Raw genomic sequence first — 19,285 nt, 5'->3', positions numbered from 1 at the left:
GGATCACATGTTAAATATTGTCCGCTATAGGGTACTTTCCATAAGTTCTGGCAGCATCCATAAGAAATTCTATATTTTCCCTAGAAGTGGCCATAGGAACTTTGCAGCCGGTGCTTAAAATAAATCCCCTGGGATTGTCATAAGCTTTTTTGATACATTCTCTTGATTCCTTAAAAATATCATCTTTCGTACCATTGCACATTGTCTCTATGGGTTTTACATTTCCCATTATGCCAACTCTGTCACCAATGGATTTTTTAACCTCTGCCAGATCCACCACATTATCCACACTAAAAACTTGAATTCCGGTATCCGCTATGTCTTTTAATATTCCCCTGGTGTTCCCACATATATGAACCGTCGGCGCACTTCCGAATTTTTCTATTATCCTGTCAACACATTTTTTCAAATAGGGTTTGACAAAAGTTCTGAATTGTCTAGGACTTATAACCGTAAGAGAAGCCACCGGTTCGGAAATACATGGCTTTACACCTATTCTGCAAACTGCATCTATATAATTGAAAATGCTCTCGGTAGCCAGATTTAAAAGCTTATGCACCCATTCGGGGTTTCTCAACGTATCTCTCAGAAAGACATCTACGCCCCTCAAAGATGCCGCCGTAGTGAAAGGTCCTCCAAAATCACTCGAAATATCAACCTCACTGCCTATTTCCTGTTTTATAAATTTTGCAGCCTCTAAAAACAGCGGCAGCCTTCCATCTTTATATGGATTTACAGGTTCAAGCTTATCTATATCCTCATATTTTTTTACCACCGGTACATCCACATAGGGCATGTCATTGTCAGGATATGCCAGAACCGTACCCATAGCCTCTGCAATACCAAATAGGTTAGGACCCCCTCCGGCAGAATCAAAGCCAAATGTTCTATAAAGATTTATTTCATTTTTAGCCAGCAGCTTATAATCATGGCATAATTCGGATACCTTAACTCCGATAAATTTTGCTCCCACTTCACCTACAAAGGGACAGCATTGAATACGATCTGCTTCTTCCCCGGCACTTATGGCCTCTGCCCTTTCCCTCGGTGTCATTTCATCCTTATGACATATATTTTCCATTATTTTCTCCACCCCACACTAATTTGATTTGTCACACAGTTCACATTATATTCTAGTTATAAGTTAAAATTCAAACAACAAAAATAAATAAATCTTATTCTTTGTATCTATCCTATAATATTTACAAATCAGCAAGTGCACAGTCAAAAAGGGAAGTCACTGTCCGTCCTGATTCCCAACCCCACGTTTTTTCCACTTTACAAAATAGTCTTCCAATATGCTGTGAATAACTTCTCCTATCTGTGAATAGGATTCATCATTTAAATTTGCAAGAGATATTCTTACAGACCACTCAGGACCGTGAAAGCCGCTTCCACCTAAAAGTACTATGGAAGATTTTTCTGCCAGCTTCAATAGGATATCCACAGGTTTATAATTGTCTTTTAAATAACTGGCAAATTCTTCTTCATAGTTGTTTTGAGCCCATTTTAAAAGGTCAAACTGGGCATAATAGGAAGCATCAAAGGGATCCTCATTTAATTTAAGTCCAAGTCCGTCAAACAACAGCTTTTTACGTCTGTGACATATTAAATTTGTCAAATCCTTATATCTGTTTTTTTTATCAGCCAAAGCAAACAGTGCGAAAAAAGACATTTGAACCTGCTGGGGTGTGGATAATCCTGATGTATGATTAAGAGCCACCTGCCTGCTGTCGGCTACTATCCTATCTATAAAAGGTATTTTTTCGGGTTTTATTGAAAGTGCCGCATATCTTCTCCTCGCCCTCTCCTTTTTATCGTCATCCTGCTGGCTCAGCAATTTGTCAAATACATTGTCTTCATAAAGTGCAATGGTTCCAAGCCTGCATCCTGTCGCTCCAAAATATTTTGAAAAAGAATAGACCCCTATGGTATTGTAAGGCAAATCAGCCATCAATGAATGAAAATTCTCTACAAACGTTCCATACACGTCATCTGATATAATCATCAAATCAGGGTTATCCTCTTCCACGATTTTTTTCAGCCCATCTACTATAACAGGTTTCATGGCGATAGAAGGGGGATTGCTTGGATTCACTACAAACAGTGCTTTTATATCAGGATCTGAAAGTTTTTTCAGCTCTTCATAAGAATACTGTCCCGTAGTTTCATCCGCCACCAATTCCACAACTTCAAAATCATACCTCGGCAAATGTGGGATCTCAAGGTACGGCGTAAAAATAGGTGCCATAATTGCTATTTTATCCTTTTTGGACAATATATTATTTGCTATAAGGCTGTCAAAAATATAGCACATGCCCGCGGTGGCCCCTTCTACTGCAAACAGATCAAATTTCCTTTCCAATGGCTCATTATAACACAATTCCTGAATGAGATAATCGTGCACCACGCTTTCCACGTGCTTGAGCATTCTGTCCGGCTGCGGATAATTATCTCCAATTATACCATCTGCAAGTTCATATATCCATTCATCCTTATCAAATCTCTTTATTGTAATACCGTAATTTATCATTTTTTCAAGGAGTTCTATCCCCGGCATATTTTTATTTTTTCTTATGAAATTTAAAAATCTAACAGCGATTCCACTCCTTTGCGGCATGCCTCCAAGATCATTTTCACTCCATACCCTTCTGCTCTCCTGCAGTGCAAACTGGCCAAAGGTAAAAAAAGCTTCCCGCGGTGCAGCCGCAATCCAATTCGGGTTTCCTCTCCCTGCATCTAAAAGGGAATGTGCCCCCGCTTCCTTAGATTCCTCGGCCAGGCTCAACAATTTATTTTTAAGCTCAAAAGGGCTCACTTTTCCATATATGGCTTCTATTTCTTTACGTTGAATATTATAATTATCCATAATCTACTCTCCTATTAATTCATTGTCTCAATTAGAACGAAAGTCTATTTTTTCCTTTACCACAGATGAAAGTATTATAAATGTCTCTGTATTGCCAAATCTCTGTATCCTTTGAATAAGCCTCTCCAGGCTCTGAATATCATTCAGCCGGGCCTTCATGATTTTACAATATGGACCTGTAACATGATGGCACTCAACTATAGAATCCTCTTTGCTTATAAATTTCATGAACTTCTCTGTATTCTCCACTTTCATGTCCAGATTTATAAGTACATTTATATTTTTCCCAAGTTTTCCATAGTCTATAACAGCCTTGTATCCCGATATAATTTGAGAATCTTCCAGCCTTTTCACCCTTTCCGCCGCTGCCGGAGGGCTAAGGGACACCTTCCGAGCCAATTCCTTCATAGATATTCTTCCATCTTCAACAAGAATTTGAATTATTTTATAATCTGTAGCATCCATTCACATTCCACCTATCCAAAAGTTCTTTCCGATCAACTTTATTTTATCATAATAATCTGTCTAAGTATATGTATATAATATTGTAATAAATATATTTTGCTTATTTTAATTAATCATTTCAGGTAAATTTAATAATTTAAAACTGTTTTCAAAAAAAAGGATTTGACTGCTGTCAAATCCTTTTTTAACATGTACGGCTATATGTTTAGAACATCTTTCATACCATAGGCTCCAGGTTTTTTCCCTTTTAAAAAAAGTGCAGCCCTGCAGGCTCCTCTTGCAAAACACTCCCAGTTGTATGCATGGTGTGTAATTTCAAGTCTTTCTCCCATAAGCCCAAACATAACCTTGTGGCTGCTGGATATGTCTCCGGCTCTTACAGAATGAAAGCCTACAGTTCCCTTAACTCTTTCACCTTCCCCTCTTCTGCCAAAAACAGCTATATCCTTTAGATTTTTTCCAAGTGTATTGGCCATAATTTCTCCCATTTCCTCAGCGGTTCCACTGGGAGCATCTTTTTTATACTTCAATGCTTTTCTTATAACCTCCATGGAAAATTCAGGTATAGTATAGTCTATTATAACGTCACACTTTTCTATAACGGCCTCTAAATTATCATCCACTTCAATCCCCACGGATCTGCCTAACCCTGATACCAACCCAACATCTTTTCCTATATAATCTCTTCCAGTTGGAGCCACAGCTGAAACCACATTCAACCCATCAGTATTGATGACCATTTTCACAATAAACCTTCCCATTTTTCCTCTAGGTCCTGTTACCAGCACATTCATCCATAATTCAACTCCCATCCTCATTTACTTTTAATTCAACTTTATAGCATATTTCTACTAAAAGCAATACATGGGAGCTAAAATTTTCTTTAAATTCTCACTATTTCGGCCTTTTCCAGTGCACTATAATGAGTGTATCCTGCTATATGCAGGGGTGTATCTCCCAGTTCGGCATCCACATGCATGTCTCCAAGGCAGGGATAACTGTGCCAGTATTTGGCCAGAGCCCTTCTAGCCTCATCCCCAAGCTTTTTGTTCTCAAGGTGTCTGGCTATATTATAGCCATTTCCACAGGGGGCAGATATAACAACTTCCGCCCTTTCTATTACGTCTCTACAATTCACAAACAGCCTGAACTGCGGTTTTCCCATCTTAAAAGTATCTATAAATTCATTTATAACTGGAAATTTTCCATAATCCAACGTACAAAAGGGCTTTGGAAATGCATACTGCAAATGATTTCTTTTACATTCCTCCGCCAGTCTCTCTCTTGTCCACTTAGACATCCAGCTTCCACTTTCACAGGCTGCAATGAGTGCTTTTCCTCCACTATCATGCAGTAATTTTGGAATCTCAAGCACTATATCCTCATGTATTCCGAGCAACACGGCTAAATCATGTTTCTTAAATTTATCGGGAAGGTAATCCAATGGAAAATCCTCGAACTTTCTATACAGATCAGGAAGTTTCACTATTTCACTTATATTTTCCCTAAAGTTCAGTTTATACCTTCCCCTGCACCAGATGCACTCCTTTCCGCATACTGTACATACTTTCCTGGAATCATCTATATTTGGTATAAATTTTGAATTTGCAAATCTGCTGTCGGTTTTTATATAAAATTCATTTTCGGGCAATTTATTACTTTTTTCAGAACAGACTACAAGTATCCTTATCGTCTTTTCCCCCTTTATTTTCTTCAGTCTTGAAATATGTTCCCGCAAGCATCACAGCATTTCTATAAATGCAGACACTCTGGTCTTTATCTGTCCTATGTCAGTCTGTGAATAATCCGTTTCAATGCTCATATATGGAACATTTTTTTCCTCTGTAACAAATTTTTTTATTCCATAAGACTCCACACTGTACGTATGACAGGCCTGCAGTATCACATCAATCACACCATCAACCTTGTACTCATCAACAAGCTCCGATATGAGTCTTTTCCTATTGTCATTTGGAGTCATACAGGAACAACCTATATTGAGATATTTTTCAGTAAGAGCATCTATGGGATCTTTACTCTCGTCTACCAACCTGCTTGTCTCTTTTATGCCCGTGCAGTTTTCATAACAGACAACTACTCCTCCATTTTTCTCTATGGCATTTATTATCTTTTCAGTTGATTCTCCCAAAGGACACCCAGTTACAAGTATTCTTTTCGCGTTTTTGGAAACCTTTTCTTTGCCGCTATTTTGTTCTTCTATGACATCATCTATCAATTTATGAATTTCATCTATTTCCGCACTCTTATCCCACTTGAAAGAAGCACCATTTAAAACTTTAAACATTTCAATTCCCGTTATAGGAGGCGGATCCATTTTTCCCAGTGCGGAAAACTCCATAAGAGCTTTTCTCTCCCTATTTCTGGTTCTTATGGATTTTTGAATATCCTGCTCTGTTATATTGACACCAAATTCTCCCTCCAATTTGGCTTTAAGCTTCAATATCTCATTTTTCCACAGCTTAAAGGAATCTTCACCCATATTGGTTTGAGGCAGCTGCATGACATGTACATTTTTTATTTTGGACAAATACTCATACATTTTCTTTTTTCCATCACAGGTAGTTTCCCCCACTATTAAATCTGAAAAATAAAAATAGGGACATTTGTCGGTTATTGCAAATCCATAGCTGGATTTTATAAGCGGGCACAAATTTCTGGGAAGATATTTCTCTGCATCCTCTATGGTTTCATCACTTTTAGCACAGAGGGATACAGCTACTGCACCGGAGGCATTTATGATCTCCCATGGAGTAAATGTACAGAAAGTGCCCACAACTTTTTTGCCCTCATCTTTTAAATTTTTTATTCTTATAAATCCTTTTTTTCTGGAATCACTGAAATCATCAAACACTTTTGGCAAATCATTCATAATCAAAATCTCCTTTATAATTATATTTACAGTTCAATTTTATCATGAATTATTGTACAGTTTCAATAATTCCGCCGCCAATTAAAATATCACCGTCGTAAAATACCACAGATTGACCCTCTGTAATAGCCCTCTGTCCCTTTAAAAACTCAACCTTCACTTTTTTATCGCCTTCCATGGATATGTTTGCTTCCGCAGGTACGGCAGAATATCTTATTTTAGCTTGAACTCTCATAGGTTTTTCCAGTTTTTCAAAGGGAATAAAGTTTATGTCTGCGGCAATCAGACTTTTTTTGAATATGTCCTCTTCTTTTCCAAGTACAACTTCATTTGCAGTCGGGTTTATGCCTATAACGTACATTGGAGTCCCAAAAGCTATACCAAGACCTTTCCTCTGACCTATCGTATAATATACTATTCCTCTGTGTTTTCCAAGTACATTTCCCCGTTTATCAACAAAGTTTCCTTCTTTCACTGCTCCGGGCACAGTCCTCTTTATATATGAACCATGGTCATTGTCAGGGATAAAACATATCTCCTCGCTGTCCTTTTTATCATGAACCGACAGGCCTATTTCCTTGGCTATTTTACGCACTTCCCTTTTAGTATATATCCCACACGGCATAAGAGTGTGGGACAGCTGAAATTGAGTCAGATTATAAAGGGCATAGGTCTGATCTTTTCTCACATCTTTTGACTTTATAAGCAGATATCTTCCATCCACCTTTTTCACCGTAGCATAATGACCTGTGGCAACATAATCTGCCCCCAATTCCATTGCTCTTTTTAAAAGTTCCTCAAATTTTATATATTTGTTGCAAGCCACACAGGGATTGGGAGTTCTGCCTTTTATATATTCATCTACAAAATAATCTATCACATTTTTCTTAAATACATCCTTGAAATTCATAACATAATACGGAATATGAAGGTGATACGCCACGTTTCTGGCATCCTCCACTGCACTTAAAGAACAGCATCCACCTTCCATGCCCTGATAATAATCATCATCCTGCCATACCTGCATAGTCACTCCTATGACTTCATATCCTTGCTTCTTTAAAAGGTACGCAGCAACGGAACTGTCTACACCGCCGCTCATGCCCACTACTACTTTGTTACCCATATTATCACCTATCTATGTTCTTCCTTCCATTTTTCATTGTTTTTTCTCAAATTTGAAACCGTATTTTCCAGAACGTCCCCTACATAATCCACATCATCTTCAGTAGTTCTGGCCCCCAATGTAAGTCTTATAGAACTCTTAGCACTGCTCCCGGGAAGTCCTATAGCTGTAAGTACGTGGGAAGGTTCTACCGCTCCCGCCGAACATGCACTTCCCGTAGAGGCGTATATGCCCATGCTGTCTAAGGTCATCACCAAAATTTCCCCATCTACAAAGTCAAAAGTCACATTCACATTTCCCGGGAGTCTGTTGGTCCTGTGCCCATTTAACCTGGAACGGGGTATTTTCAAAATTCTACTTATAAGTCTATCCCGTAAATGTATCAGTCTTCTGTTTTCATCATCTCTATTTTGAGCTGCAATTTTCAATGCCTTGGACATGCCAACTATACCTGCAATATTTTCCGTTCCAGCCCTTTTACCTCTTTCCTGGGATCCCCCATGAATTAGGCTGTCTATTTTAGTCCCCTTCCTTATATATAATACTCCCACGCCCTTGGGTCCATAAAATTTATGAGATGACATGGAAAGCAAATCTATATTCATATCCTGCACATCTATTGGAATATTTCCAACTGCCTGAACTGCATCTGTATGGAACAGCATGCCTCTTTCCCTGCACAATTTTCCTATATCCTTTATGGGTTCTATAGTTCCTATTTCATTATTTGCAAACATCACGGACACAAGTACAGTATCTTTTCTTATAGCTTTATTCAGCTCCTGCAGACTGACCGTACCATACTCATCCACCGGCAGATAACTTATTTCAAATCCATGTTTTTCTAAATATTTGCATGTATTTAAAATAGCATGATGCTCTATTTCCGTAGTTATTATATGTTTTCCTTTTTTTCCATTGGCCATTGCGATTCCCTTTAGAGCCCAGTTATCCGACTCAGAACCTCCACTTGTAAAAAATATCTCGTCTTTATCAGCATTTATGATCTCTGCTATACCTTCCCTTGCCCTGTCTATTGCCATTTTAGTTTTTCTTGATATATAATAAATCGAAGAAGGATTGCCAAAATACTCAGTAAAATATGGATTCATTTCCTCTAAAACCTCCGGTTTAACGAAGGTTGTAGCTGCATAATCCATATACACTTCTCTCTTCATCGATTGTCCCTCCTTTTGTGGTAAAAAATTTTTAAACAATATTCTGCTGTAATGCTGTAATATAATAATTTTATTTGTGAACTGCCGCCACTTACAGAAGTGGATGGCTTCTTAGTCAATATTCCTAACGAAACAAGTTTACCTAAGCTTTAAAGGTCGAACCAACCTCAGTGATTTTCTATATATTTTTTAACTACAGCTATTAGAGCACCACATAACTAATACTAGATGATAATTCAGTAAAGAATACTGAATGATTATTGCTGTCAAATTTCATTGATTATAGTCTATCACGTTTATTGCCTATCGGCAAATGCTATTCATTTTCTGCCTCTGGAGGTAGGAGAATTCCACACATTATGTTAAAATATAATTAGTTCACGAAAGGATTTTATGATATGAAAATAGAAATAATAATATATGGAAATAAAAACTCCATTTTATCAGGAATCAACTACTGCAGCTGTGGAAATTCAAGTTGTTTCAAATGCCCGATTTCTTCAAGTTGTAAATCCGCCAGAGATGGAAATTCGGCGGGAAAGTTGATTTCGAGGAAAACCTGTGATCTATACCGGAACTTAAAAAATTTTCTAGAAATAAGCGATGTGGCACAAAACATAGAGTTGAAATTCATAGAATTAAAAAATTTCGTCTTTTCAACCGAAGAGGAGCTTAGAGTAAAAAGCACCATAGAAAAAGGATTTTCTCCGCCCATAACTGTAATAGACGGCATAATAAGATACTACGGTGGAATTTCCAATATACTCATTTACAGGGACGTAAAAGAACTTTTAAGCTAAGCCATAATGCGCAGGGCGGCGGTTTTATGTCATTCTATGAGTGACTTCAACTTAGTAGGCACACTTGATATAAAAATTTTAATATGCTAAAGTGGAATGACGGGCCGAAGTGGAGGCCTCACTGTGCATGGATTGCAGAATGTGAGGCACCAGCTTTTGGGCGGCAATCGGTGCATCCAACTGGACGGCGGTATACTTCCGAATTTCCCTCAGGTCATTCGCCGCTTCCGGGGAAACACGGAGTTCAGCCATTTTCCTTCTATACCCTTATTCTTCGTAAAATTCAACGTAAAATTTAACGCACTCCGAAATGATACCTAAACACGGTATTTCCCATCCGCCTATCTTATATCCATCCGGATATTTCCCCTTTTACAGACAGAGCATACGGACACAAAAATACCCGAAACAACACATGAAATTCCTCTATCCATCTCTATCGTTTCAACCGATAAAAGGACGTACGGCTAATCGCCGTCAACGACAACAAGATAGAAATCATCTACAACAACATCGGTACGATCAACCCGCAGGAATAGCAGAAAACCGGTTCACAAAACTGAATAATTAAGCCGAATGCCGTTACAATAACGCCGCCCACCATGAAAAAAGCTACTTCCTTTCAGATCTTGCACGAAAGCCCAAAGTTTAAACAACATTATGATGTCTTTGGGCTACTTTATGTTTTAAAAAACAGATTGATTTTATATGTCAAATTATTAATTTTCCCGTTATCATCATGCAAAAAGTTATAACTCCGACAATTATGAGTATTACTGCTATAATATTTTCAATTTTTGTAAAAACAATTGTATTTTTTTCTTTTTTTGCTTTATAAAATACAAAAATTCCTACTGAAAAAAGTATACTAAGAAGTAATATATATTTTAAGCCAGCTGCGTACATTAACCATATTGCATATATAACTGAGATTATTGATATAAACATATCTCTTTTTCTTATTTTATTATCCCTTATAGTGTATGTTTCCCTAGTTATAGTTAATTTTAATGAATATAAGGCACTAAAAAAATACGGGACTAATACTGCAGCACTTGCAATAGAATACAGCACTTGATAAGTACTATTTGAAAAAAAAGCACATATTAAAAAAAGTTGAATTAATAAACTCGTCATGAAAAGCGAACTTGATGGTGTACCATATTTATTTTCTTTTTTGAAAAATTCAGGGAAAGCTCCTCCCTGAGCTCCTGAATATGCTAATTCAGCACATATTAGAGTCCATCCGAGATATACACCTAATAAGGATATTATCAAACCTAAATTTACAACTACAGCACCCCATTTACCAACTATAAATTCTAAGGCATATGCCATAGAAGGACTTTTTAATTGAGCCAGCTGAGACTGCTTCATTGTACCAAGTGCCAACAATGATATTAAAACATATATGATAAGAGTTCCTAAAAGTCCTATTATCGTTGCTTTACTTACATCTTTTTTTACTTTAGCCTTGTCAGAACATATCACTGCACTTTCTATCCCAATAAATGCCCATAATGTTATAAGCATCGTTCCTTTTACCTGTTTCAATACACTTCCTAGATTTGTGTTCATATTTCCCCAAAAATCCAAAGTAAATATATTAACTTTAAACATAATTAAAGATATTATTATAAACACAATTATTGGTATTAATTTGCCAATAGTCGCTAAAACATTTACAAATGCAGCTGTCTTTACACCCTTCAGTATAAGCGCATTAATACTCCATATTAATACAGAGGCACATACAATGGAAAGTAAATTATTCCCATTGCCAAATATAGGCATAAAATATCCTATTGTACAAAAAAGCATAACCATATACGAAACATTTCCCAGAATTGAACTAATCCAATGACCCCATGCACAATTAAACCCCGCATAATTTCCAAAGCCTTCTTTGGCATAACTATAAATACCACAGTCTAAGTCAGGCCTTCTGTTAGATAAATTTTGAAATACAAAGCCAAGAGTCAGCATTCCAATTCCTGTAATAATCCAAGCTATGATAATTGCACCTGGACTTGCAACTTTTGCCATATCTCCGGGAAATGAAAAAGCTCCCCCGCCAATTATAGATCCTATAACCAATCCAGTTAATGGAATAAATCCTAATTTATTTTCCTCTTTAACTTCCAAAACAATACACTCCTTTCTCATACTTCTACTTCAATCAATTCAAGTCTTTTTATAATATTACTGCCAGATAATTATCTGGCAGTAATACCTTTATGCAAACCTGGCATTTATATTATAGATAGTTGTTCCAGCTGTTCCTTCTATAGCTTCTCTTGCTTTTTCAAGCGAAGTAATAATTGTTTTCCTTCCGGGCTTCTTTTCTACGAATGCAAGTGCTGCTTTAATTTTGGGTAACATTGATCCTGGTGCAAAATGTCCTTTTTCAATATAATTTCTAGCTTGAAGCGATGTCATATTGGTTATATTTTTTTGATCAGGTTTTCCAAAATTAACTGCTACCTGTTCAACTGCCGTTAAAATAAGCAATATATCTGCATTCAGCATTTCAGCTACTTTTTCAGAAGCAAAATCTTTATCGATTACTGCTGGAACCCCCTTGAGAATTCCATCTCCCTCATCAATCACGGGTACGCCACCTCCGCCTACTGTAATAACTACACACCCAGATCCAACCAAAGTCTTAATTTCAGATTCTTCAATTATAGCTTCAGGAATGGGTGAAGGCACTACTCTTCTCCACCCTCTATTGGAATCTTCCTTCATGACATATCCCTTTTCATCCATAAGCTCTCTTGCCTGTTCCTTTGTAAAAAACGAGCCTACAGGTTTGGTTGGATTCTTAAATCCTGGATCATTCTCATCTACCAAAACTTGAGTAATTAATGTGGCAACTTCCTTTTTCAACCCTCTTCTCTGCATTTCTCCCTTTATTGATTGTTGAAGCTGATAACCTATATAACCCTGGCTCATAGCCCCACATTCAGGAAAGGGCATGATTATATTTTTATCACTAATTGATGCTGCAGCCTCATATGTGGCAACCAACTGCCCAACCTGTGGGCCATTGCCATGCGCTATTACAACCTCATGCCCTTTTTCTATAAGATCAACAATGAATTTTGAGGTTTTCTTACATGCCTTAAGTTGTGCTTCAGCCGACTTATTTTCAGGATCTGACTGCAGTGCATTTCCTCCAAGAGCTACTACTATTCTTGACATATCAACTTTTCCCTCCCGACTTAATCTCCAAGTGTAGCAACCATAATTGCCTTTATAGTATGCAGCCTGTTTTCCGCTTCATCAAATACTACTGAATGCTCGCTTTCAAATACTTCATCCGTAACTTCCATTGAATCAAGTCCAAACTTATCATGGATTTCTTCTCCTATTTTTGTATTTAAATCATGAAAAGAAGGCAGGCAGTGTTCAAAAATTACTTTTCTATTTCCCGTTTTCCTTATCATTTCCATATTTATCTGATAGGGTTTCAAAAGCCTTATTCTATCTGTCCACACTTTGTCGGATTCTCCCATAGAAGCCCACACATCTGTATAAAGGACATCCGCATTTTTTACTCCTTCATCAATATCATCAGTTACAGTTATTTCAGCTCCCGTTTTATTCGCCACATTTTTGCATTTAGCCACTAATTCTTCTGATGGGAACAATTCTTTAGGACTAACTATTCTAAAATCCATACCCATTTTTGAAGCACCAATCATAAGTGCATTTGCTACATTATTTCTACCATCTCCAGCATATATAAACACCATCTTGTTATAAGGCTTGTTTAAATGCTCTTTTGCAGTGAGAAAATCCGCCAATACTTGAGTGGGATGATCGGCATCTGTAAGCCCATTCCATACCGGAACTCCTGAATATTTAGCCAAGTCTTCAACTGTTTTCTGTGCAAATCCTCGATATTCTATCCCGTCATACATTCTTCCAAGTACCCTTGCAGTATCTGTTACAGATTCTTTTTTACCCATATGACTTCCTGTAGGTCCCAGATAAGTTATATTCGCACCTTGATCCTTTGCTCCCACTTCAAATGCACATCTTGTTCTAGTGGAGTCCTTTTCAAATAGCAAAACTATATTTTTACCTTTAAGTTTTTGTTGTTCTGTCCCCGCATATTTAGCTTTTTTAAGTTCTGCAGCAAGATCAAGCATAAAACTTATTTCTTTAGTTGAAAAATCCATTAAAGTCAGAAAACTCCTGTTTTTTAAATTATACATTTCCAATGCCTCCTAAAATTAATTTCAATTTATTCTAGAATGTTACTCTCAAGATAATTCACGATAATTCAAAAAAGCTTTTAAAATAAATTAAAAGCTTTTTTATCAAATTTTTATACTTTTTAATTATCTTGACATCTAAGTATAAGGCCTTCAAAAAATTTATTTATAGAGATCTTCCCTTCTGACTTTCTCTTGCCATTTATGAAATCCATTTCAGCTTTCACATTAGTGAAGTCAAAAAGTACATTTGCATAGGTATGAAAAATATCATCAGTATAATCTTCTATGCCCATATTAGCTATATTCCTAAGTCCAACTTTTATAGCCCTCCTTATTCTCTGCTTTATAACACGAGAATTATTCCCCAAATAATTCTTAAGTTTATCTAAATTACATTCCTTAAAACTTTTATTATTTTCAATAAGATATAAACATAATTTTATTATATCTTTGCTCCCTTTTTCCCCTAACATTCCAAGCATTGATAAAATCCGTTTTACTTTAATCTCGTTTTGGTTTTCGTTCTCATCCCTATTACATTCATTTTGATTCTTAAACATCTTTTTTATATTATAAAGCATATTTTCCATTTTAACTTTTTCCGCTACCTTTAAAATAACCTTTTCAACTTCAATTTTATTTATGGGCTTGTTTATAAAAAATTCTATTCCAGCTTCATAAGAATCTGATCTCAACTTACTATCCATTACTTGAGATATCATAATAAAGTAAATATTATCTTTTAATTCTTTTAGCTGTTTCACAAGAGTATTACCATCCATTACAGGCATAAGAAGATCTACACATACAATATCAGGTTTAAGTAAAAGTATCTCATTAAAGGCTTCTTTACCATTGCATGAACTTCCAATGACTTCAAAATTTACAGTTTCTTCTACTATGCTAGTCAATATTTTTACTATATTTATGTCATCATCTGCAATATAAAAATTCATTTCAATTATCCCCCTATCTTGTCCTCTTTTATCTTTATAGTAAATTTAGTACCTTTTCCTTCTCTGGATACAACCGATATAGCTCCTGAGAAAATGTCAGTTACTATACCTTTTACATGAGTAAGACCTAGTCCTCTATATATATCCCCAGTTTTTCGGTCAAACTTCGTTGAAAACCCCGGGTTAAAAATATAGCTTAAATTCTCATTTTTTATTCCCGAGCCATTATCCAAAATTGTGAAAATACATTTCCCTTTCTCTTTTCTGATTATAATTCTTATACAACCATTTCTTCTTCCATCCATGGCTTCAATACTGTTATATATTAGATTCCTTATAACAGAAACTAGATAAAAATGCTTTTCTACATTAAAGTTGTCATACACTTTAAAATCTAAACATATGTCCAACTTATTTCTTCTTATATATTCTTTTACATCGGCTTCAATAAACCGTACAATATCTTTGATATTCATTTTAGTATTATCACTCCTTTCATCCAACATTTCTTCTAACCCTTTTATAACATTTATATAGTCTTTTTTTATCTCATGCACATCTTTCGCTACATCCAAAGATACATTCTCAAATTCAGTTGGATAGTCATTTTTAGATAGAATTTTATAAAGATAAAATGCTTTCTTCATAACATCTTCAATATCTCTTTTATTTTTTTCCATAAAATACACCTCACTCTTAACTTTTGAAGTAATAAGTACAAGTTTCCTGTATCTCTTTTCATGTTCTTCTTTTGTAAGTAAAAAATTATAATATCTAAACAACAATATTACACTTGTTACAATCGCGGATCTTATAAAAGCTATAATGGCTAAAGTTTGAAATATGTTATATTTATATCCTTTAAAATTCATAAGTACACTTATTTCTAAAACATTGGAAACAAAGTCACTTGTAACAATAGAAACAAAAAAATTGGTTAAATTAGTATCTGTCCTTTTCCAATACAAAAAATAGTACACTATTCCATAAGTGAAATAAAATAAAACATCGCTAAATACAGAATATATTACTTGATTTAGAGCAATATCGCTTATATAGAGCATAAATCCTCTATATAGAGGTGAAACTATTCCAACTATAAAAGTGAGATAAATTGGATTAAACTCTCTATTAAAATAGAGAAGAGTGGGTAGTATAATTACAGATAACGTTATTGTAAAATAGGGAACAAATAAATTTACATATACCTGCGAACCAAGAGCAATACAAGTAGCAACAATGAAAATAGTCTTAAATTTTTTCATATCACAATTCCCTCCTTTTATTATAATTTCAATATCACTATAGATATTATCTATTATAAAAGGTTGTTCATATTTTCTATATCAACGCTATAAAAGAGTTACTACATTATTAAACTATCTTCAATTAAAAATTTAAAATGCACGTTTCAAAATAAATCACTATAATTCAAAAAAACTTATAATAATATAAATACACCGAAAAAAAATTTACACTTTCTAGATGTAAATCATAATAAATATATGGACAACAGTCCTACTATTTTATATAATTAAATATAGGTAGCAGAGTAAATATTATGCATTAAGTGTTAGAGAATGGGAGGTTGTCTCTAAACGAAAAGCTTGAATATTTTATACTATTGATTTAAAGCTTATGATATGATATTGCTTCCGCTGTTACATTAAAGGGGATTTTGTATTTTACCTCTTCTCTCTTTAATGTGACTACATTAAAGAGGAAAGAGGTGTTTCTATGAAAAGTTCAATTAGCCTTGTGTAAAATAATTTCAAATACGTACACGGGAGGTAACGAACATGAAAAATAGGATGAATACAAAATTTCTTGTCACTACTGCCGTATTTATCGCAATTGCGCTGGTCTTGAGATCTTTTTCCATATTGATAGCTGCAGGCGGTATACTCACTATGAGGATAAGTTTCAGTGCTATATTTTATGTAATGCCCGGTCTTTTGTTCGGTCCGCTCTATGGAGGTATTGCAGGGGGACTGGTAGATATTCTTGGATATATGATAGCTCCGATGGGGGCATACATTCCCCTGCTTACCATAACCAACATAATTGCCGGGTTTTTGCCAGCTGTTTTATGGAAACGTATAAAAAATACTGATGAACGTAAAATCGCAAATTCCTATAATGTGTTTTTTATAATACTGTTTTCGATAGGTTTCATAAACTTTGCAGTTACACAATTTATGCCCCAGTCCGCTCTGGCAAAATCACTTACATCACTGGGTCCGAAATCCAAATATCTCAGTTTGGGCTTTATGATCATCGGTGCCATAGCCATCATGCTGTTTTTCATAAATATACTCATCAAAAAGAACAGTGGAAAAGCCCAGGATTTTGTAAACAGCAACTATTTCAAACTGGTAATATCTTTAGGACTTTCAGGTATCCTTGTATCTACTGCAAACACCTTTATTTTAATGATATTCACTCCGGCCCTCATGTCCAAAGGATTTGTATTTTTATGGGCACCTAGAATAGCACAGGCCCTGGTTATGACTATAATCAGTTCCTACATAATATGTATATTGCTATACTCTTACGAGTTATTTGAGGGCAGAATAACAAAAAAGGCCTGAAATAAAAGGAACTGTCCCATGAATGTTTATGGGACAATTCCTTTTTTCAGTCTACTTTATGATTTCCGTTATAGCAGCACCTGGAGGAACAATTGGGTGAACTCTTTCATTCCTGTTTATGTTGCATTCCACTATGACGGGCTTATTTAAGTTCAGTGCCTTCATCAAGACTTTCTCAACTTGCTCGTTAGATTCTATTTCAAAGGTTTCTATACCATAGGCCTCCCCCAATTTCATAAAATCAACTTCTTGTCCAAGCTCTGTACTTGAAAATCTCCTGTTATAAAACATGTCCTGCCATTGATATACCATGCCTAGAGCATGGTTATTCAAAAGCAATTGCACAATAGGCAATTTATATTTTGCAACAGTGGCAAGTTCCACCGAATTCATTTTAAAGCTGCCGTCTCCCGCCACATTTATTACCTTTTTCCCGGGATTTCCTATAGACGCCCCTATAGATGCCCCCAATCCATAACCCATAGTTCCGAGCCCGCCTGAAGATACGAACTTTCTTGGTTTTAAAAATTTAAAATATTGGGCAGTCCAAATTTGGTTTTGTCCTACTTCTGTAGTTATTATGCAGTCTCCCTTGGTGATTTTATAGAGGCAGTCCATTATATGCTTGGGACTTAATTTGCAGTCTTCTCCAAAAGGATCACTTTCCCCATCTTTCCACTGTTTTATCCTATTCATCCACTTCTTATGGCTATTATATTTTACCTTTTTATTTATTATTTCAAGTACTTCTTTCACATCCCCTTTTATGGAAATATCTTCACTTATATTTTTGCCAAATTCTCTTGAATCTATGTCTATATGAACTATTTTAGCCTTTGGGGCAAATTCCTCCACTTTGCCTATGACCCTGTCACTGAACCTCGCTCCTATAGCTACAAGCAAATCGCAATTGTTCACGGCATAGTTCGAACATGGACTGCCGTGCATACCTACCATTCCCATGTAATTTTTATGATTTCCCGGAAAGGCACCAATTCCCATAAGAGAACAGGTAATAGGCGAATCTATTTTTTCAACCAGTTTTACAAGTTCTTTGTATGCTCCTGATATGACCGAGCCGCCCCCTGAATATATAACCGGTTTTTTACTGCTATCTATCATTTCAACTGCTTCATCAATCTTGTCTATAAATCCTTCCTGACTAAAGTTTGTCTTATTTCTAGATACAGTTAAGGTACTCATTTTGGGTTTATATTCAACTTCCGATTTTTGTATATCTTTAGGTATATCCACGACCACAGGCCCTGGTCTTCCACTAACGGCTACCTGAAATGCTTCTCTTACAATATTTACTAAATTATTCACATCTTTAACTATATAGTTCTTTTTAGTTATAGATGAAGTGATGTTTCTGATGTCTACTTCCTGAAAGGAATCCTTCCCCAATAAATTCAGCGGCACCTGACCGGTAAATACCACAATGGGGACAGAATCCCTGTAAGCTGTGGCAATTCCAGTTACCGTATTAGTTGCACCTGGACCTGAAGTCACGATTACCACCCCCACCTTTCCTGTAGATCTGGCATATCCATCTGCAGCATGAGTAGCCCCTTGCTCATGAGCAGTCATTATATGAGTTATACCCTTTGAATCATATAGTGCATCATATATCGGAAGGACGGTACCTCCAGGATATCCAAAGACAGTATCTACTCCTTGTTCTTTCATACATTCCAGCAGCACTTCTGCACCTTTTAATTTCATAATAAATAGCCCCCTAATTGTTAATTTTTTAACATAGTTATTTTAACTTCTATCAAACTAACTGATAATTCTGTAAATTTTTAATACCATTTTTTAAAAACTTTTAAAATAAAGTATAAAAAAAGCCACACTACTCACCCGGGGCGAGAGTCTGGTTCGCGGTACCACCCAATTTTTACTTGATTCAAATAACGACCTTGCCGGCGCAGCTTACTATTGTTCATATTCAGCTTACAACTCAAGGGTGATTTTCAATAATCCACAATTCATGGGCTTTCACCTTTTCCCACTCTCTTTGGAAATTTGAATCATTTACTCTTCCCTATCATAGTCTTTATGTTTAAAATTTTATTATATATGATAATAATACCTATTGATTAAAATGTCAATAGCTTTTTTCAATTTTAATAATATAATATGATTTAATTGTGATAATGTCTTAGTATACCGCATTTGATT

Annotated in this window: 16 protein-coding genes, 1 riboswitch and 1 other annotated feature; of the genes, 2 read left to right on the top strand and 14 right to left on the bottom strand. The window is 35.7% G+C overall.

Going from position 1 to position 19,285, the window contains the following annotated elements; translation table 11 throughout:
* Window positions 1-10 precede the first annotated feature (10 nt).
* The 8 genes from AB8S09_RS14630 to nifS form a co-directional block, all read right to left on the bottom strand.
* A complete protein-coding gene (locus tag AB8S09_RS14630) occupies window positions 11-1,081 on the bottom strand; it encodes a uroporphyrinogen decarboxylase family protein (RefSeq protein ID WP_294184079.1) in 1,071 nt (356 codons plus the stop codon).
* A gap of 156 nt (window positions 1,082-1,237) precedes the next feature.
* Window positions 1,238-2,869: an aspartate 4-decarboxylase gene (aspD, locus tag AB8S09_RS14625; RefSeq protein ID WP_369869419.1), complete on the bottom strand. Its 1,632-nt coding sequence runs from the start codon at window positions 2,867-2,869 to the stop codon at window positions 1,238-1,240.
* 27 nt (window positions 2,870-2,896) lie between these two features.
* Window positions 2,897-3,334: an Lrp/AsnC family transcriptional regulator gene (locus AB8S09_RS14620; protein WP_294184082.1), complete on the bottom strand. Its 438-nt coding sequence runs from the start codon at window positions 3,332-3,334 to the stop codon at window positions 2,897-2,899.
* A 197-nt stretch (window positions 3,335-3,531) separates the two neighbouring features.
* The gene (locus AB8S09_RS14615) at window positions 3,532-4,128 is read right to left on the bottom strand and encodes a 4-hydroxy-tetrahydrodipicolinate reductase (RefSeq protein ID WP_369869418.1); all 597 of its coding nucleotides are present in this window, start codon (window positions 4,126-4,128) and stop codon (window positions 3,532-3,534) included.
* An 89-nt stretch (window positions 4,129-4,217) separates the two neighbouring features.
* Complete coding sequence (locus AB8S09_RS14610) at window positions 4,218-5,072, bottom strand: DUF166 domain-containing protein (protein WP_369869417.1); 855 nt, start codon at window positions 5,070-5,072, stop codon at window positions 4,218-4,220.
* 3 nt (window positions 5,073-5,075) lie between these two features.
* Complete coding sequence (locus AB8S09_RS14605) at window positions 5,076-6,224, bottom strand: double-cubane-cluster-containing anaerobic reductase (protein ID WP_294184087.1); 1,149 nt, start codon at window positions 6,222-6,224, stop codon at window positions 5,076-5,078.
* 49 nt (window positions 6,225-6,273) lie between these two features.
* A complete protein-coding gene (mnmA, locus tag AB8S09_RS14600; protein WP_294184089.1) occupies window positions 6,274-7,350 on the bottom strand; it encodes a tRNA 2-thiouridine(34) synthase MnmA in 1,077 nt (358 codons plus the stop codon).
* A gap of 8 nt (window positions 7,351-7,358) precedes the next feature.
* Window positions 7,359-8,528: a cysteine desulfurase NifS gene (gene nifS / locus AB8S09_RS14595; RefSeq protein ID WP_369869416.1), complete on the bottom strand. Its 1,170-nt coding sequence runs from the start codon at window positions 8,526-8,528 to the stop codon at window positions 7,359-7,361.
* Window positions 8,529-8,926: 398 nt separating this feature from the next.
* Here nifS and AB8S09_RS14590 point away from each other — a divergent pair, with 398 nt between their 5' ends.
* Window positions 8,927-9,328, top strand: coding sequence for a hypothetical protein (locus AB8S09_RS14590; protein ID WP_294184094.1), 402 nt, complete (start codon window positions 8,927-8,929; stop codon window positions 9,326-9,328).
* Window positions 9,329-10,039: 711 nt separating this feature from the next.
* On the opposite strand, the gene arcD is transcribed toward AB8S09_RS14590, so the two are convergent.
* From arcD to AB8S09_RS14565, 5 genes are all read right to left on the bottom strand, one after another.
* A complete protein-coding gene (arcD, locus tag AB8S09_RS14585) occupies window positions 10,040-11,479 on the bottom strand; it encodes an arginine-ornithine antiporter (RefSeq protein ID WP_369869422.1) in 1,440 nt (479 codons plus the stop codon).
* Window positions 11,480-11,563: 84 nt separating this feature from the next.
* Complete coding sequence (gene arcC / locus AB8S09_RS14580) at window positions 11,564-12,532, bottom strand: carbamate kinase (RefSeq protein ID WP_369869415.1); 969 nt, start codon at window positions 12,530-12,532, stop codon at window positions 11,564-11,566.
* A 20-nt stretch (window positions 12,533-12,552) separates the two neighbouring features.
* A complete protein-coding gene (gene argF, locus AB8S09_RS14575; RefSeq protein WP_294184098.1) occupies window positions 12,553-13,551 on the bottom strand; it encodes an ornithine carbamoyltransferase in 999 nt (332 codons plus the stop codon).
* Window positions 13,552-13,673: 122 nt separating this feature from the next.
* Window positions 13,674-14,510 carry a DNA-binding domain-containing protein gene (locus AB8S09_RS14570; RefSeq protein ID WP_294184099.1) on the bottom strand — a complete coding sequence of 279 codons (837 nt, stop codon included), beginning with the start codon at window positions 14,508-14,510 and terminating at the stop codon, window positions 13,674-13,676.
* A 5-nt stretch (window positions 14,511-14,515) separates the two neighbouring features.
* A complete protein-coding gene (locus tag AB8S09_RS14565) occupies window positions 14,516-15,775 on the bottom strand; it encodes an ATP-binding protein (RefSeq protein ID WP_294184102.1) in 1,260 nt (419 codons plus the stop codon).
* 281 nt (window positions 15,776-16,056) lie between these two features.
* A riboswitch (THF riboswitch) is annotated at window positions 16,057-16,173 on the top strand.
* A 136-nt stretch (window positions 16,174-16,309) separates the two neighbouring features.
* Here AB8S09_RS14565 and AB8S09_RS14560 point away from each other — a divergent pair.
* Window positions 16,310-17,101 carry a folate family ECF transporter S component gene (locus tag AB8S09_RS14560; RefSeq protein WP_369869414.1) on the top strand — a complete coding sequence of 264 codons (792 nt, stop codon included), beginning with the start codon at window positions 16,310-16,312 and terminating at the stop codon, window positions 17,099-17,101.
* A gap of 51 nt (window positions 17,102-17,152) precedes the next feature.
* Here AB8S09_RS14560 and ilvB read toward each other — a convergent pair whose 3' ends face one another.
* On the bottom strand, window positions 17,153-18,826 hold the full coding sequence (gene ilvB, locus AB8S09_RS14555; RefSeq protein ID WP_369869413.1) for a biosynthetic-type acetolactate synthase large subunit: 1,674 nt from the start codon (window positions 18,824-18,826) through the stop codon (window positions 17,153-17,155).
* A 136-nt stretch (window positions 18,827-18,962) separates the two neighbouring features.
* Window positions 18,963-19,164, bottom strand: a binding site (T-box leader).
* Between the last annotated feature and the right edge of the window lie 121 nt (window positions 19,165-19,285).

Source organism: Clostridium lapidicellarium, from assembly GCF_041224415.1.
GTDB lineage: Bacteria > Bacillota > Clostridia > Clostridiales > Clostridiaceae > Clostridium_B > Clostridium_B lapidicellarium.
This window is presented reverse-complemented; position numbering and strand designations above follow the sequence as displayed.